This is a genomic window from Microbacterium sp. cf046, assembly GCF_900114345.1.
Lineage (GTDB): Bacteria > Actinomycetota > Actinomycetes > Actinomycetales > Microbacteriaceae > Microbacterium.
On record NZ_FOZJ01000001.1, the window covers coordinates 616,231 to 633,138 of the forward strand.

Below are 16,908 nucleotides of genomic sequence, written 5' to 3' on the forward strand. Positions count from 1 at the left end.
AGCATGGACCACGTCCTGCCAGCCCACCCTCAGCGTGATCAGCCCGCGAGAAAGCATGGGCTGGTGGGATCGAGCGAGGATGCATTGCGCCGCTGCGCCAAAGACACCGGGCAGACGGTCGACCTCGGGGTTCTGATCGAGGATCAGGTGCTGTATCCAGCACCGATTCGCAATGCAGACCTCGTCACCGCGACCAGCCACTGACCTCCTGTCCGACTCATGCTGAGATGCCGGGTCGCTTGCCGCACTTCACGTTCGCACGACTGACCGAGCTTGTCGTCGCGAGGCCTAGAGGGCGGTTTTCAGATCGGACAGACCGCTCAACGGCGACGGCCGTGCGGTCCGACCCTTTCGCCTCCTCCACACCGCGTTCCTCCAGATGTGCATCGGGAGTAGTGCCCACGAACCGGCAATCGAGAGTGCATCGACTGTCACACCTCGGGTGGAGCGGGAGCGTCCGTCGCAAATCGCGCCTGCGAGACGGCGCGTTCGGCCGAATCGATGATCAGCTCCACCCCGGCGCGGTACAGCTCGTCGTCGCGGAGTCGGGCGAGCAGGGTGCTATTGGCGGCCACCAGAGGGAATTCGCGAGGATCGACGAGGATCGGCTTGTCGAGCCAGACCCCGCTCGCTCCGTCGGCCCGTGCGCGGGCGATGTTGGCACCCGCCGACAGCACATGTGCGGCCAGCAGCGCGTAATGGCGCACCAGCTCCTCACCTGAGAGACCGGCACGCGTGAAGGCGTCGAGCATGAGCTCGATCGCGCCGTGCTCGCCCGGGCCGTTGGTCGTGAGCACGATCGCCTCGACGCCGATCGCGGGAAACTGCTCGAACTGGTGCAGCGTCGACATCGAGATCGCGCGGAGCCGCCCGCGCCAATCCTCGACCGGGACATCGATCTCGGCGAGACCTCGCACGGCGAGCTGATCGAGGAGCGCCATCATCAGTTCGTCCTTGCTGCGGAAGTGGCGGTAGACGGCCGTCGGATCGACCGACAGATGTGCTCCGAGCTCGCGGAACGAGAGCGTCGAGACTCCGGGCTGCGCTGCGAGTTCCAGGGCAGCGGCCAGGATCGTGTCCCTATCGAGCCGCACCTTCATCGATGCGCTCGCGGCATCCGCCTTTGCAGGTGTCACTGATACCTCCATCGCACGCGGCCTTCGTCGGTGCCGCTGTCCCGCGCACCCACTCTACATCGCCGTGTAACAAGTGTGTCAACACTGTTGACATATGCGTTGTCACAACCTAATCTCCCCTTCAACGTCATTCGACACGGAAGCGAGGCAGAGTTGCCACTTGCAGATGTCCTCTTCACGGGCGGTCCGATCTTTCTCGGCGCCGGCCGCCCGCTCGATGCTCACTCGGTCGCGGTCGTCGGCGACCGCATCTCGGCAGTCGTCCCCGACTCGGAGGCGGGCGCGTACGTCGGGCACGAGACCCGCGTCGTCGACCTGGGCGGGTCGCTCCTCTCGCCGGGCTTCCAGGATGCGCACATCCACCCCGTCGGCGGCGGCATGGAGCTGCTGCAGTGCAACCTCACGGAGGCAGCGGATGCCGAGGCATGCGTCTCGCTCGTCGCGGACTATTCCGCAGCGAACCCCGAGGACGACTGGATCCTCGGCGGCGGCTGGTCGATGGCCCACTTTCCGGGCGGTGCGCCGACGCGAGCACTGCTCGATGCCGTCGTGCCCGACCGGCCCGTGCTGCTCCTGAGTCGCGATCACCACAGCACGTGGGTCAACACGGCAGCCATCCGGCTCGCCGGGCTCGACGCCTCGACACCGAACCCCGTGGACGGCTGGATCGAGCGCGAGGACGACGGCTTTCCCGCCGGCACGTTCCATGAGGGCGCCGGCGAGCTGTTCGCCGAGGTCCGGCCCGCGCATAGCGAGGACCTCGCCTACCGTGGCCTGCTCGCTGCGCAGGAGGCCCTCATAGCGCTCGGCATCACCGGCTGGCAGGATGCCGCGGTCGGGGCGTCGAGCATCATCGCCGACCCCCTCGGGGCATATCGGCGCGCCGTGCGCGAGGGCACTCTGAAGGTGCATGTCAATGGCGCCCAATGGTGGGAGAGGGACCAGGGACTGGCGCAGGTCGAGCGGATGTCCATGCGCCGGGACGAACTCGCGGCGGAAGTTCCGCCCGAACGGCTGACGATCACGTCGACGAAGATCATGGTCGACGGCGTCGCCGAGAACCAGACCGCGGCGATGCTGTCGTCCTATAAGGACGCGCACGGGCACGACACACACAACTGCGGGCTCTCGTTCATCGACCCGAGCATCCTGCGAGATGCCGTGACCGCCTTGGATGCGGCCGGCATGCAGGTGCATTTCCATGCACTCGGCGACCGTGCAGTGCGCGAGGCGCTCGACGCCGTCGAGGCGGCACGCGCCGCGAACGGCCCCAGCGACGGCCGCCACCACCTCGCGCACCTCCAGGTCGTCGACCAGGCCGACGTGCCGCGGTTCGCGGCGAACGACGCCGTCGCGAACCTGCAGGCGCTGTGGGCCGCGCACGAGCCGCAACTCGATGAACTGACGTTGCCATTCCTCCGCGACGGCCTCGAGGCGCGGCACTATCCTTTCGGCGACCTGGTGCGTGCCGAGACCAGGCTCGCCGCGGGAAGCGACTGGCCTGTCTCCAGCGCCGATCCGATGGACGCGATCCACAACGCCGTGAATCGCATCTTCCCGGGCAGTCCGGCCGGACCTCTCGGGGGCGATGCTCAGCGCGTCGATCTCGCGACGGCCATGGCCGCCTACACATCCGGATCGGCCTATGTGAACCACCGCGACCACGACACCGGCTGGATCCGCGAGGGCCACCTCGCGAACCTCGTCGTGCTCTCGCCCGACCCCTTCACCCTCCCGTCCGACGAACTGCACACCTCCACCGTCCTGTCCACATGGATCGAGGGACGCCCGGCGTTCGTCGCGTCCGACCCCGTTGAGGAAGACCGATGATCTCTCGCCGCACCATCTCCCGCGCACTCGTCGCCGCGGCCGCCTCTGCCACCCTCACCCTCGTCATCGGTGGGTGCGCAGCATCCGAAACCCCCACCGACGAGGCGGTGGACTGGGAGCTCTCGGCAACGACCCCCGCGCCGTCGGGCGACATCGACTCGTTCACGTGGGCGGTCTACTCCGAGCCGTACTCACTCGATTACGCGTATGCGTTCGATTACGCCGACAACGAGGTGCTCTCGAACGTGTGCGAGTCACTCCTGCGCCTCAACCCCGACTACACGTTGAGTGCCGGCCTCGCCGAGCAGTGGGAGCAGCCGACGCCCACGTCGTGGGTGTACACGATCCGCGATGATGTGACATTCCACGACGGAACGCCTCTCACGGCCGCGGATGTCGTCGCCTCGATGAGCCGCCACCTCGACCCGGCGGTCGGGTCGTTCTGGTACTCGGTCTACCAATACGTCGTCTCGATCCAGCAGACCGGCGATCGTGAGGTCACCGTCGAGCTCAGCGTGCCGGGCTCGCAGTTCAATCTGGCGATGGGGGGTGCGGCCGGCGTGGTCGAGTCCGCTGCGACGCTCGCCGCGGCGGGGCCGGACTACGGCAACTCCACCGGCGGGGTGAACTGCACCGGCCCGTTCAGCCTCGGCGAGTGGAGGTCCGGCGAGTCGATCACCCTGGAGCGGTATGACGGCTACTGGGACGACTCGCTGAGAGCGCACGCCGGCCAGGTCGAGTTCGTCTTCATGACCGACCCCACTGCGCGCGTGAACGCGCTCGCCTCGGGCGACATCGACGGTTCGTGGATGATCCCGTCGGAGGCCGTCCCGCAGCTGCAGGGCTCGGACGCCGGTGAGATGTACTTCGGCCTCACGACCGCCGTCGGCAGCCTCATCGTCAGCAACCTGGACGGACCGCTCGGCGACCTGCGCGTTCGGCAGGCCCTGCTCATGGCGCTCGATCGGGAGGGAATACTGGATGCCGCGGCCGGCGGCATCGGCGAGGTCACGGATGTGCTGACCACCGAATCGGTGTGGGTCGGGGCCGATCCCGCCGCGGTGAAGACGGCGTTCGAGGATGTCGATGCCTACCCGTACGACCTGGCTGCGGCCAAGGCCCTCGTCGAGGAGGCCGGAGTCGCCGGCGAGGAGATCGTCATCGTGACAGCGCCGATCTCGGGCGAGTTCGCGGTGACGTCCCAGGCCGCGGCGGCCGCCGCCGAGTCGATCGGGCTCACCGCGAAGATCGAGTCCGTCACGCCCGGTGCGTACACCACGCTGTTCTCCGACCCTGCGGCCAGAGAGGGCGTCGACCTGTTCTTCACGAGCTGGTACCTGTCCAGTCCCGACCCGCTCGAGATGTACTCCGTGCTGCGCACGGGCGAGTTCAGCAACTACGGCGGGTGGAGCGACCCCGAGTTCGACGAGGTGGTCACGACCGCGATCGCGATCGACGACCCCGCGGCGCGCAGCGTCGAGACCGCGATGGCGCAGCAGATCGCGAACGCGCAGCTGCCGTGGCTGCCGCTCTACACGACGCCCATGTCGCTGTTCCTCGGCGGGCGGATCACCGGTGTCTCCCCGTCGATCGCCTTCATGTACTACCCATGGGCGGCGGAGATCGGTGCGCGATAGCGCAGCGGCGGACCCCGGTCGAGGGGGGTCGACGTGACCGCCGTCCGCCGCGTCGCGGGGAAGCTGGGCGGGCTCCTGCTCACCCTCTTCCTCGCGTCGCTGCTCGTCTTCTTCTCTCGGTTCCTCGTGCCCGGGGACCCTGTCGACTTCCTCCTCCGCGGTCGGAAGCCGAGTCCCGAGGCGGTCGCCGAGGTGACGGCGCAGTACGGCCTGGATCTGCCGCCGTGGCAGCAGTACCTCAACTGGCTGAGCGGCATCCTGCACGGCGATTTCGGACGTTCGCTGCAGTACCGGCAGGATGTCGCGGTCGTTCTCGGCGAACGACTGCCGGTGACGCTCGGCCTGGTCGTGATGGCCGGTGCGATGATCGCCGTCTTCGGCCTCCTCGCGGGCGCGGTCGCGGCCCTCAATCGCGGCCGGGCCGCCGACCGTCTGGTGCTCGTGGCCCTCACGATCCTGGCAGCGATTCCCTCGTTCGTCGGCTCGATCGTGCTGATCGCCGTCTTCTCGGTGCAGCTCGGATGGTTCCCGTCGTTCGGTTCGGGTGAGGGATTCGCCGACACCGTCTACCACCTCGTGCTGCCCTCCATCGCGCTCGCGATCGTCTTCACCGTGCTCGTGGCCAAGGTCACGCGGTCGGCGATGGTCGAGCAGCTCGATCGCGAGCACGTCGAGGTGGCGACCAGCCGGGGGCTGGCGAGATCCGCGGTGATCCGTCGCCACGTCTTCCGCAACTCGCTATGGCCGATCCTCACGGTGAGCGGCATCCTCGTCGCGGGCCTGCTTGTGGCGAGCTCGATCGTCGAGTCCGCGTTCGGGCTCGCGGGCATGGGGTCGCTGCTCGTGCAGTCCGTCGACCGCCTCGACTTCCCCGTCGTGCAGGCGATCGTGCTGTTCGTCGTACTGGCGTTCGTCGTGGTGAATGCCATCATCGATGTGCTCGAACCGTGGATCGATCCGCGCACGGCGGCGGGAGCGGGTGCCCGATGACCTCTCCGACTGTGGCGGTCCGCGTGTTGCAGACGCCCCGCGCGACGCGCAGCGACGCGGTGTTCCTCGTGAGCGCAGGTGTGCTGGCACTCTTCGCACTCGCCGCGGTGTGCGCACCGTTCGTCGCGCCGTACAACCCGGAGGCAGTCGATTTCGGAGCCGTGTACGCAGCCCCGAGTCCCGCCCACTGGCTCGGCACCGACGGGCTGGGACGCGACATCCTGAGCCGCATCATCTTCGGCGCACGCACCGCTCTGCTCGGGCCACTCCTGGTCGTCGTGGTCTCGACTGCGCTGGGTGCACTGCTGGGACTGCTCGCCGGGTGGCGGGGCGGATGGCTGGACGCGACGCTCGGGCGCCTGTTCGATGTCGTCTTCGCCTTCCCGTCACTGCTGATCGCGATCATGGCCGTCGCACTGTTCGGCAAGGGGTTCGTGGCACCCGTTGTCGCGATGAGCATCGCGTACATTCCGTTCGTCGCACGTCTCACGCGCACGCTCGTCACCGCCGAGCGACACCGTGCCTACGTGTCGGCCTACCGGGTGCAGGGTTTCGGCGGAGCCTGGATCGCACTGCGACGGGTGCTGCCCAACGTCACCCCCCTCGTCGGAGCGCAGTCCACGCTCAACTTCGGATACGTGCTGGCCGAACTCGCCGCGCTCTCCTTCCTCGGGCTGGGTGTGCAGCCCCCCACACCGGACTGGGGCGGCATGATCAACGAGGCGCAGGCAGGCCTCTCCGGCGGGCACTTCCTTCCCGCACTGGCCCCGGCCGTCGCGGTCGTCATCGTGGTCGTCGCCGTCAACATCATCGGCGAGGAACTGTCGCGCCGAGTGGGGGAGGGATCGCGATGAGCCTTCTCGACATCCGCGATCTGACGCTCGCCGTGGCCGACGGGACCTCCCTGCTGCACGGCATCTCGCTCAACGTCGAGTGCGGCGAGACGGTCGGGCTCGTCGGCGAGTCGGGGTCCGGCAAGTCGCTGACCGCGCGGTCCGTTCTCGGTCTTCTGCCCAGCGGTGCTCGGACCACAGGTTCGGTCGTGGTGAACGGGATCGACGCCCTCGACGCCCGCGATCGCGATGTGCTGGCCGTGCGGCGGCATGAGGCGGCGATGATCTTCCAGGATCCGCGGTCGGGGATCAACCCGATGCGGACCATCGGCGACCACATGACGGAGTCCCTCCGCCTCTGCCGTGGCATGAGTCGCGCATCCGCGCGCGAGCGCGCCCTCGAACTGCTCACCGCGGTGCGCCTCCCGCGGCCCGAGGACCACCTGAGTCAATACCCGCACGAGCTCTCCGGCGGGATGCTGCAGCGCGTGATGATCGCGGGCGCTCTGACGAGCGACCCGAAGCTGCTGGTGTGCGACGAACCCACGACGGCGTTGGATGTCACGACGCAGTCGGAGATCGTCGCCCTGTTGCAGGAGCTGCGCGACACGCGATCGATGGGCCTTCTCTTCATCACGCACGACCTCAACCTCGCTGCGTCGCTGTGCGACCGCCTCGTGGTGATGCGCGCCGGAGCGGTGGAGGAGCACGGTCCGGCTCTGGAGGTGCTCCGGCAGCCGCGGACGCGATACACGGCCCACCTCGTCGAGGCGACCCCCAGCCTCACCGGCGCTCTCCGCGGTGCTGCACCCGCCCCGCCGGCCGAGGGATCACCTCTTCTCCTCGTCCGCGGCGTCGGCAAGACTTACACGCCGCGCAAGATGGACCCGGTCGTTGCGGTGCGCGATGCCTCCTTCGAGGTCCCCGCCGGTGGCGCGCTCGCGATCGTGGGCGAATCCGGATCCGGCAAGTCCACACTGGCCCGCATGATCGTCGGTCTTGAGCGCGCCGACACGGGCGATATCACGATCTCGGGGCGCGATCGCACTGCGTCGCCGCGCACGCGTGGCGAGCGCCGGGCACACGCGCGCAGTGTGCAGATGGTATTCCAGGACCCGTTCCTCTCGCTCGACCCGCGGATCTCGGCCGGCCGGGCGATCGCCGACGCGCTGCGCCTCCATGATCGTGCGACGTCGACGGACGCCAGGGCGCGCGTGATCTCTCTGCTGAAGTCGGTGGGGTTGGACGAGAAGCACGCGACCGCCAAGCCGCGCACGCTGTCGGGAGGACAGCGGCAGCGCGTCGCGATCGCCCGCGCACTGGCCGTCGAACCCGATGTGCTCGTAATGGATGAGGCGACGAGCGCGTTGGACGTGTCGGTGCAGGCCCAGGTGCTCGACCTCGTCGCATCCCTCCGCGAGTCGCGCGGACTGACGCTGCTGTTCATCAGTCACGATCTCTCGGTCGTGCGGTCCGTGTGCGAAGTGACCGCCGTAATGAGTCGCGGTGAGATCGTCGAGCACGGTCCGACCGCGCTGCTCCTGGCCGACCCACAGCATCCGTACACCCAGCGCCTGGTCGCGTCCGTGCCCCGGCAACTCAACCGCTGACCCGCCGGGCACTCAGGTTGTCTCGCGCACGACGAGCGCGGCATCCGTCTCCGGGCCGGCGCCAGGCGGGGGAGAACCCGTGGCGGCGCTGAGCGCGAGTTGCGCGAGATAGCGACCGAGTCCGGCGCTGTCGATCCGCACACTCGAGAGTGAGGGGACGAACAGGCGCGCCAGTGGCGTGTCGTCGTGGCCGATGACGGCGAGCCGGGCGGGGACGTCGACTCCGGCGCGCAGGGCGGCGCCGATCACGAGCGCCGCGATGTCATCGTTGTAGGCGATCACACCGTCGATCCCGTTGCGGGTCCACTCGGAGACGGCCCTTGTGACGGACAGCTCGTCGATGTCTTCATCCGCGGCGAGCGGCGCGCCGGCGAGCTCGATCGCGCTCGCTCGGGTCAACTCGCGTCGCTGCGCAACAAGGTCGGTGAGGCGCGGGTCGGTGGATCCGGCGAAAGCGAGACGGCGGCGGCCGCGGTCAACGAGGTGCCCGACCTGCAACCGGGGCCCGGTGGCGAAGCCGAGTTCGTCCCCAGCGACGGGTTCGCCCGCGGGAGTGTCCGGGATGACGTGCGTGATGCCGCTCGCGTGGATCTGCGCGAGCTGGTCGACCGAGAACGGCGTCATGCCCATCACCACGTCGGGACGGAGCGTCTCCCAGAGAGGGAGCGCGTGTCCGCCCGGGTGCGGCGTCATCGTGACCAGCGAGTATCCCGCTTCGTCGAGGGCGAGCGAGGCCTCGTCGAGGTTCGCTCGCAGGCTGTAGTCGAGGGGCCAGTCGGGAAGCACGAGGAGGATGATGCGGCTGTGGCCGCTCGCCAACGCGCGGGCCGCACTGTTGGGGCGATACCCGAGCCGCTTGGCTTCGGCAAGCACACGGTCCCGCGTCACGGAGGAGATGGTCTGACCGGGTGTGTCATTGAGCACGAACCCGACGGTCGCGCGGGAGATCCCCAACGAGCGGGCGATGTCGGCAGCGGTCACTCGCTTCGTCGACGTGTCCTGCACGGGCCGTTCACCGTCCTTTCCCCACGCACTTGCGCGCGCTAGTCCCAGTATGTACCATCAGAGCAGCTAGCGCGTGCTAGTGCCTCATGACCACTGACAATGGAGTCTCCTGTGACCACTCCGAATCGGGACGAGCCGATCGTCGTCCCCATGCCCGCGACCATCCCCACGACGCCGGCGGATCCCGACATCCTGGTCGCGGAGGCCACCTCGCCTCCGGACGATCTGGCTCCTGTGAATGCCCGGTACATCTGGTTCATGGTGCTGGCGCAGTTCGGCGTCTTCATGGCATTCATCACCCCGATCGCGATCTCGCTCGCGGTTCGGCTGGGTGAACTGGCACCGGACAACCAGGAGTATCTGGGCTACATCACGGGTGCCGGGGCGCTCTGGGTGATGCTCACCGCTCCGTTCATGGGGATCTGGAGCGATCGGACCCGCACCCGGATCGGTCGTCGTCGACCCTTCATGATCGGCGGCATGGTGGTGGGGGTCATCTCCCTGATCGTCATGGCGCTCGCACCGTCCGTTCTCGTACTCGGTGCAGGCTGGATCCTTGCGCAGTGGGGATGGGGGACCGTCCTGGGCAACCTGCAGAACTCGACCGCCGACCGCCTGCCGGAATCTCAGCGTGGCAAGGTCGCCGGCCTGACCGGGTTTGCGACGCAAGTGGCCCCGGTCATCGGCGTCATCGCCACGATCGGCGTCACGGGCGACGCCCTGCTGCTGTTCTTGATCCCCGGCGCGGTAGGCGTAGTGCTCGTCACACTCTTCGTGACTCTCGTGCACGAGGACGACAGCCGCGCGCTGCCGCTCGAACGCATCGGGCTGGCGGGCGTGCTGCGCAAGTACGTCTACAACCCGCGCACATACCCCGACTTCTCCTGGAACTGGCTGGGACGCTTCTTCTTCTACTTCGGGCTCACCCTCAACACCACTTTCACCGCCTTCTTCTTCGCTGATCGACTCGGTGTCTCGATCACGGAGGTCTCCGGCGTGATCGGCACGCTCGGCGCCGTCGGCATCCTCGCCACCACCGCGGGGGCCCTCGGAGGTGGCTTCATGTCCGATCGTTTCCGGCGACGCAAGATCTTCCTCGTGGCAGGCGGGGCCATCATGGCCGTCGGGATGGTGACCATGGCGCTGTCATCGACCCTCCCGTTCCTGTTCGCGGGCTCTCTGATCGTCTCCCTCGGCATCGGCCTGTTCGCCGCGGTCGATCAGGCTCTGCTCCTGGACGTCCTCCCTGAGAAGCAGACCGATGCGGGCCGCTTCATGGGGATCACCGGATTCGCGACCTCCATTCCGCAGGCCGCAGCACCGTTCATCGCCTCGGGCATCCTGCTCATCGGGGTCACCGGCGCCGCGAAGAACTACTCGCTGCTGTTCTTCATCGCCGCTGCGTGTGTCCTTCTGGGTGGACTCGTCATCCTCCGCATCCGCTCCGCCCGCTGACCGCCCCTCCCGCCGAGAGAACCGCCATGATCCTCATTGTCACCCCCGTCCGCTTCGAGCATCACCGAGAGGCCCTCGGCATCGGGGAAACAGCACCCCGTCTCTCGTGGCAGACCACGCACGCCCCCGCCGGGTGGGCACAGGCCGGGTACGAACTCGAGCAGCGGGGCGGCGAGGTGGTCGCCGTGGAGTCCACGGACTCGGTGCTCGTGCCATGGCCGTTCGCGCCGCTGCGGTCTCGCGAGCGCCGCGAGGTGCGGGTGCGCGTCGTCGGCGCGGACGGCGCCACCAGCGAGTGGGGACCGTGGGCCGCCGTCGAGGCCGGGCTGCTCGACGCTGCCGATTGGTCCGCCCAGCTGGTAGGCCCGGCTGACGACGCCGTGGCATCTCCCCTGCTGCGCACAGACTTTCAGACCACGGATGCTGCAATCTCGCGGGCGCGCGTGTACGCCACCGGGCACGGGCTGTTCCAGCTCGAGATCAACGGACGCCGAGTCGGCGACGATGAGCTCGCTCCTGGCTGGACGACGTACGAGTCCCGGTTGCGGTACACCACCTATGACGTGACTGACCTGATCGCCACTGGCGCCAATGCGATCGGCGCGTGGCTCGGCGACGGGTGGTGGCGCGGGTACCTCGGCTGGGGTGAGAAGAAGGCCCTCTACGGTGCCCAGCTGAGCCTGCTCGCCCAGTTGGAGATCGACTACGCCGACGGAAGCCGCCAGGTCATCGGCACCGGCCCCGACTGGGCCGCGGGTCGCGGACCGATCGCCGAGGCCGATATCTACAACGGGGAAGACTATGACGCCCGCGCGTTCCACGCGGGGTGGTCATCGCCCGGATTCGATGCTGCCGGGTGGACGCCCGTCGCGGTCCGCGAGCCGATCGGCGCGACGCTCGTCGCGCCGGACGGCCCACCGGTCCGCGTCGTGGAGACCCGCCAGGTGCAGGAGATGCTCACCTCGCCTTCGGGCAGAACGATCCTCGACTTCGGTCAGAACCTCGTCGGCCGCCTCCGGATCACCGTCACGGGGGATGCGGGCACGGTCATCACGTTCCGGCACGCGGAGGTCCTCGAACTCGGCGAGCTCGCCGTCGGGCCGCTCCGCGGTGCAAAAGCAACGGACACCTACACCCTCGCCGGGACCGGCGCAGAGTCCTGGGCCCCGAGGTTCACCTTCCACGGGTTCCGGTACGCCGAGGTCACCGGGTGGCCGGGCGAGTTCGATCCCCCTGCCGTGGTCGCGGAGGTGATGCACTCCGACATGGAGCGCACCGGATCGTTCACGACGTCGGATCCGCTGGTGCAGCGGCTGCATGAGAACGTCGTGTGGGGGATGAAGGGCAACTTCGTCGACATCCCCACCGATTGCCCGCAGCGCGATGAGCGTCTCGGCTGGACCGGCGATCTGCAGGTGTTCGCTCCGACGGCGACCTACCTGTACGACTCGGCGGGCTTCCTGACCTCGTGGCTCAAAGACCTCGCCGCCGAACAGCGCAACCTCGGCGGTACGCCGATGACCGTTCCGGCCATCGTCACCGGGTACACCGGCCCGACCGCCGGATGGGCCGACGCGGCAACCGTGGTGCCGTGGACCATCTACCAGGCCTACGGGGATCTCAGGATCCTGGACACCCAGTTCGACAGTATGGCCTCATGGGTCGACGAGGTGACGGCCGCCGCGGGGGAGGACCGGGTGTGGAGCGCGGGCTTCCAGTTCGGCGACTGGCTCGACCCGACCGCACCCGCGAACCGTCCCGAACAGGCGCAGACCTACCCGGAGATCGTCGCGACCGCCTACTTCGCCCGCTCCGCCCGCATCGTCGCCGAGAGCGCAAAGCTCCTCGGGCGCTCCGACGCCGCCGCCCGCTACGGCGCGTTGGCGGACGAGGTGAAGACGGCGTTCTTCCGCGAATACGTGTCCCGTTCGGGCCGGATGCTGTCGGACTCGGCGACCGCGTACGCCCTGGCACTGGTGTTCGACCTGATCGACGACCCCGCTGAGCGGCAGCACGCCGCCGACCGGCTCGCCCAGGTCGTCGCCGGCAACGGGTACAAGATCTCCACCGGTTTCATCGGCACCCCGATCGTCACCGATGCGCTGAGCGCCAACGGGCACGCCGATGTGGCGTACCGGCTGCTGCTGCAGACCGACGCCCCGTCGTGGCTGTACACCGTCGAGCAGGGCGCGACCACGATCTGGGAGCGGTGGGATTCACTGCTTCCCGACGGAACGGTCAATCCCAGTGGAATGACCTCGTTCAACCACTACGCCTTCGGTGCGGTGGCCGATTGGATGCACCGCGTCGTCGCCGGCCTCGCCCCCGCCGCGCCCGGGTACCGGCGCCTCCGGATCGCACCGCAACCACCTCGCCGCGGTCTCGACGCCGCATCCGCCACCCTGAACACCCCCTACGGTCGCGCAGCGTCCGGATGGGAACTCGCCGACGGGCAGCTTCACCTGAGCGTCACCATTCCGGTCGGTGCGACCGCCGAGATCATCCTCCCGTCGGGCGCGACCCAGCAGGTGGAGGCAGGCTCGTACGAATTCACCGAGCCGTTCGAGGTGGATGCCGAAACGGCGCGGACCTTCACGGTCGACTCGCGCATGGGCGACATCATCGACGACAAGCAGGCGGTGGCTGTGCTGACCGGCGTGATCGCGAAGTGGATTCCCGAAGCCGCCGAGCATATGTCCGGCGGCTTGCGGGGTCAGGAAGAAGTGACACCGAGGCAGATCACGGGGATGCTCCCGAATCCTGCCGGAGTGCTGGCCGATCTCGAGCGCGGGTTCGCTGCGATCTCGGCCGGGGAGGAGATCCCGCTCGACGTGATCACCGCACCCGAACCGACGGTTGAGGAGGACGCAGAGCTCGCGGCGAAGGCCGGCATGCTCACCGGCGCTGGCTTCTGGTGGACCAAGGCCGGCGAAGGTATCCGGGCGATGACTCTGGTCGACGGGCCGCACGGGGTGCGGCTGCAGAAGGCGGGTGCTGACAACCTCGGCATGAACGCGAGCGAACCAGCCACGTGCTTCCCCCCGGGCGCAGCGATCGCCTCCAGCTGGGACCGCGACCTGATCCGCGAGGTGGGAGCAGCGATCGGCCGCGAGGCACGCACTCTCGGCGTGGACATCGTCCTCGGCCCCGGCGTCAACATCAAACGGTCTCCCCTGGGTGGCCGCACCTTCGAGTACCTCTCCGAGGATCCTCGTCTGAGCGGCGAGCTCGGGTCGCAGTGGGTTCAGGGTCTGCAGAGCACCGGTGTCGGGGCATCCGTCAAGCACTTCGCGGTGAACAACCAGGAGACCGAGCGGATGCGGATCAGCGCCGAGGTCGACGCCCGCACCCTGCGAGAGATCTACCTCCCCGCGTTCGAGCGGATCGTCACCGAGGCGGCCCCCGCCACGGTGATGAGCGCCTACAACGCCCTCAACGGGGTCTTCGCCTCCGAGAACCACTGGCTGCTCACCGAACTTCTGCGCGAAGAATGGGGCTTCGAAGGACTCGTCGTCTCAGACTGGGGGGCGATCAAGGACCGCGTCGAGGCACTCCGCGCCGGCCTGGATCTCGAGATGCCCGGCTCGGGTGACGAGGGCACGGCCGCGATCCTCGCCGCCGTCCGTGAGGGGCGCCTCGGTCGGGAGGTCGTGCAGCGAAGCTTCGCTCGAGTCGCCCGGCTCGCCGAACGCAGCACCCCCTCCACCGACGTGAAGGTGGATCTCGATGCGCACCACGCCCTCGCGCGCCGTGCCGGTGCCGAATCCGTCGTCCTCCTGCGCAACGAAGGAAGCGTGCTCCCGCTCGCGCACGGGCAGAAGGTAGCCGTGCTCGGTGGCTTCGCCGTCGACCCGCAGTACCAGGGCGGCGGAAGCTCACACGTGAACCCCACCCGCATCGACCTGCCGCTGGACGAACTGCGCCGCGCGCTCGGCGACGAGAACGTCGCGTACGCGCAGGGGTACTCGAAAGACCGGACGACGGATGCCGCAGCCTTGCTGGACGAGGCTCGCCGTGTCGCGGCATCCACTGACGTTGCCATCGTGTTCGCCGGCCTGTACGAGGTGGACCAGTCGGAGGGATTCGACCGCGACGACATCGACCTGCCGGCCGCCCACGTCGCTCTCATCCAGGCGGTCGCGGCCGTGGCCGAGCGCACTGTCGTGGTGCTCATGAACGGCGGAGTCGTGACACTCGAACCCTGGCACGACTCCGTGGACGCGATCGTGGAAGGCTGGGCTCTCGGGCAGGGCGTCGGCGGGGCGCTCGCCGATGTGCTCACCGGCGCGGTGAACCCATCGGGCCGTCTGGCCGAAACCATCCCCTATGCCGTGACGGACAACCCGTCCTACCTGAACTTCCCGGGGGAGAATGGCACCGTCCGCTACGGCGAGGGCGTCTTCGTCGGCTACCGCCATTACACGACAGCGCAGCGCGGCACCCGGTACGCATTCGGGCACGGGCTCAGCTACACGACCTTCTCGCACGAGGCGCTGGAAGCGACCGCCACCAGTGGTGATACTGCGCGGGTGCGGGTCACGGTTCGAAACACCGGGAAGGTCGCCGGCGCCGACGTGGTGCAGTTCTACGTGGCACCGGCGCCGTCACGAGTTCGCCGACCCGTGCGAGAGCTCGCCGGGTTCGCCAAGGTGCACCTGCAACCGGGTGAATCGACCGTTGTCGAGCTGGACCTCGATCGGCGCGTGTTCGCGTTCTGGGACGTCACCGCTGACCGGTGGTGGGTTGCGCCCGGCACGTACACGGTGCAGCTGGCACGCTCCGCCGTCGACATCGCCCTTGAGGCGACGGTCGCCCTGGCGGGGGACACGGACCGACCGAAGCCGCTCAGCCTGGACTCCACCGTCGGGGACTGGTTCGGGCACCCCGTGGTGGGGCCGGCGCTCATGCAGGCCATGATGGCCGGCGCCTCCGAGGAGCAGCTGGCTGCCGCCGAAGACAACGGCAACATGCTCAAGATGGTGGAGTCCATGCCGATGGGGCAGTTCGCCCGGTTCCCCGGTGTCGAGATCCCTGACGAGGCGCTCGACCAGCTGATCGCCCTCAGCCTGATGGCTGCCGAGGAACCCGCGTCGGCGCATGCCATGGCGGAAGTGTGACGAAGCGGGCGGAGGCGACGCAGACGATGCGTCGCCTCCTTGCGGTGTCGAGTTGCGCGACGGCACCGTTCGCTAACCGAGTGTGATCGCAATCGCGTCCCACCAGTCCTCCGCGTCGGCGCGGTGACGCGGCAGCCGCTCCGCGGCTGCGTCAGCGATGCGGGCGCGGTTGCGCCAGAGCGAGAGAATCTGCGGAATGCCCGCCGTGTCGGCCTCGGCGATCGGCACGGTTGCGTCCTGACCCCAGTGCGCCAGTGCCCCGCGCTGTTTGACGGCCGTGTAATCGTCGGTGACGAGTCCGAGCATCGGGACTCCTGCCGGGGCCGCGAACACGGCCGGGTGATAGCGGCCGGTGATCAGGAGGGCGGTGGAACGGGCGAGGGATGCCGCTGCCGTCGCGTCTCCGGTGGGAACGACTGTCGACGGCACGCGCATCCGCGCTCGCACCTGGTCGTGCAGGACCGCATCTCCTCGCGGCTCGGTGCCGATGAGTGGCCCGTAGTGGGCGTGGAATCGGACCGGACCGCCGGTCATGTCCGCGGCGGCGTCCACCAGCGCGGCGATCCGTGTGACGGTCTCTGTCCGCGGCGCGCGGCCAAGGGAGAGTGAGAGGCTGACCAGCACTCCGGCGCGGGCGGGAGCGGCATCCGGTGCCGGCATTCCGAGGAATGAGGCGTCGTCCACGCCGAGTCGAGCATGCACGCCCAGATCGGCGGCGAGGTCGTGCGACCTCGACTCACGGACGCCGACCAGTTCGGCCGAGCGGAGCAGGCCTGCGGTGAGTTCCCGGTCGCGACCGCGCAGGTCGGGGCCGAGCGTCTGACCCGAGACGACGAGCGGCCGGCCCACGCGGGCGGCGATGCCGGCGAGTGCGGCCCGTTCGTAGACGTGCAGGGGCCAGGTGGAGGCGAGGTTGCCGCCCCCCGTGATGAGTACGCCGTCCGCGCCGGCGACAGCATCCACGACGGCGCGCGCGGTGTCGTCGGCGGCGAGGGAGTCGCGACCCTCCGCGAGGGCGAGGACTGCCGCCAATCGTGCATCCGCATCGGTGCGGTCGAGTCCGTCGAACCGGATGCGGGGCACGGCGTCGAGGCCATACCGGGCCGCCGTCTCGTTCGGCGCCGACGAGATCGCCACGAGCGAGCCACCGCGCACCGCGATCTCGTCGCGTGCTGCCTGGAACATCGCCTCATCGCCGATGTGCATCATGTCGTCGACCACACCGACATCGCCAAGGGCCACGACCCGCATGAGAGCTCCTCAGGATATTGGCGCGAACCCGTTCACGCTAGCCC

At 68.8% G+C, this 16,908-nt stretch carries 11 protein-coding genes; 8 read left to right on the forward strand and 3 right to left on the reverse strand.

Annotated features, from left to right (window positions below):
- Positions 1 to 63 precede the first annotated feature (63 nt).
- Positions 64 to 204, forward strand: coding sequence for a hypothetical protein (locus BM349_RS18695; RefSeq protein ID WP_175525172.1), 141 nt, complete (start codon positions 64 to 66; stop codon positions 202 to 204).
- A gap of 227 nt (positions 205 to 431) precedes the next feature.
- On the opposite strand, the gene BM349_RS02840 is transcribed toward BM349_RS18695, so the two are convergent.
- Complete coding sequence (locus BM349_RS02840) at positions 432 to 1,136, reverse strand: TetR/AcrR family transcriptional regulator (protein ID WP_254773697.1); 705 nt, start codon at positions 1,134 to 1,136, stop codon at positions 432 to 434.
- A gap of 153 nt (positions 1,137 to 1,289) precedes the next feature.
- Here BM349_RS02840 and BM349_RS02845 point away from each other — a divergent pair, with 153 nt between their 5' ends.
- Genes BM349_RS02845 through BM349_RS02865 form a run of 5 tightly spaced genes read left to right on the forward strand, consistent with a single transcriptional unit; the run spans position 1,290 to position 8,036 of the window.
- Entirely contained in the window at positions 1,290 to 2,966 is a 1,677-nt protein-coding gene (locus BM349_RS02845) for an amidohydrolase (RefSeq protein WP_091702512.1), read from the forward strand.
- Positions 2,963 to 4,603 carry an ABC transporter substrate-binding protein gene (locus tag BM349_RS02850; protein WP_091702517.1) on the forward strand — a complete coding sequence of 547 codons (1,641 nt, stop codon included), beginning with the start codon at positions 2,963 to 2,965 and terminating at the stop codon, positions 4,601 to 4,603. Before BM349_RS02845 ends, BM349_RS02850 begins: the two co-directional genes overlap by 4 nt.
- A 33-nt stretch (positions 4,604 to 4,636) precedes the next feature.
- Positions 4,637 to 5,593: an ABC transporter permease gene (locus tag BM349_RS02855; protein ID WP_091702519.1), complete on the forward strand. Its 957-nt coding sequence runs from the start codon at positions 4,637 to 4,639 to the stop codon at positions 5,591 to 5,593.
- Entirely contained in the window at positions 5,590 to 6,447 is an 858-nt protein-coding gene (locus tag BM349_RS02860) for an ABC transporter permease (RefSeq protein ID WP_091704808.1), read from the forward strand. The genes BM349_RS02855 and BM349_RS02860 overlap by 4 nt, the downstream gene beginning before the upstream one ends.
- Positions 6,444 to 8,036, forward strand: a complete 1,593-nt coding sequence (locus BM349_RS02865; protein WP_091702522.1) for a dipeptide ABC transporter ATP-binding protein — start codon at positions 6,444 to 6,446, stop codon at positions 8,034 to 8,036. The genes BM349_RS02860 and BM349_RS02865 overlap by 4 nt, the downstream gene beginning before the upstream one ends.
- A 12-nt stretch (positions 8,037 to 8,048) precedes the next feature.
- On the opposite strand, the gene BM349_RS02870 is transcribed toward BM349_RS02865, so the two are convergent.
- Complete coding sequence (locus BM349_RS02870; RefSeq protein WP_091704811.1) at positions 8,049 to 9,017, reverse strand: LacI family DNA-binding transcriptional regulator; 969 nt, start codon at positions 9,015 to 9,017, stop codon at positions 8,049 to 8,051.
- 135 nt (positions 9,018 to 9,152) lie between these two features.
- On the opposite strand from BM349_RS02870, the gene BM349_RS02875 reads away from it, so the two are divergent.
- Positions 9,153 to 10,496 carry an MFS transporter gene (locus BM349_RS02875; protein WP_254773698.1) on the forward strand — a complete coding sequence of 448 codons (1,344 nt, stop codon included), beginning with the start codon at positions 9,153 to 9,155 and terminating at the stop codon, positions 10,494 to 10,496.
- Between the two features lie 26 nt (positions 10,497 to 10,522).
- Positions 10,523 to 15,613, forward strand: a complete 5,091-nt coding sequence (locus BM349_RS18895) for a family 78 glycoside hydrolase catalytic domain (RefSeq protein ID WP_254773699.1) — start codon at positions 10,523 to 10,525, stop codon at positions 15,611 to 15,613.
- A 72-nt stretch (positions 15,614 to 15,685) separates the two neighbouring features.
- Here BM349_RS18895 and BM349_RS02890 read toward each other — a convergent pair whose 3' ends face one another.
- Positions 15,686 to 16,864, reverse strand: a complete 1,179-nt coding sequence (locus BM349_RS02890) for a polysaccharide pyruvyl transferase family protein (RefSeq protein WP_091702525.1) — start codon at positions 16,862 to 16,864, stop codon at positions 15,686 to 15,688.
- Between the last annotated feature and the right edge of the window lie 44 nt (positions 16,865 to 16,908).

What these genes read in the sequence shown, in the direction of transcription:
- BM349_RS02860 (WP_091704808.1), top strand. Translation starts at nt 5,590, where the DNA reads ATGACCTCTCCGACTGTGGCGGTCCGCGTGTTGCAGACGCCCCGCGCG.
- BM349_RS18895 (WP_254773699.1), top strand. Translation starts at nt 10,523, where the DNA reads ATGATCCTCATTGTCACCCCCGTCCGCTTCGAGCATCACCGAGAGGCC.
- BM349_RS02850 (WP_091702517.1), top strand. Translation starts at nt 2,963, where the DNA reads ATGATCTCTCGCCGCACCATCTCCCGCGCACTCGTCGCCGCGGCCGCC.
- BM349_RS02865 (WP_091702522.1), top strand. Translation starts at nt 6,444, where the DNA reads ATGAGCCTTCTCGACATCCGCGATCTGACGCTCGCCGTGGCCGACGGG.
- BM349_RS02890 (WP_091702525.1), bottom strand. Translation starts at nt 16,864, where the DNA reads ATGCGGGTCGTGGCCCTTGGCGATGTCGGTGTGGTCGACGACATGATG.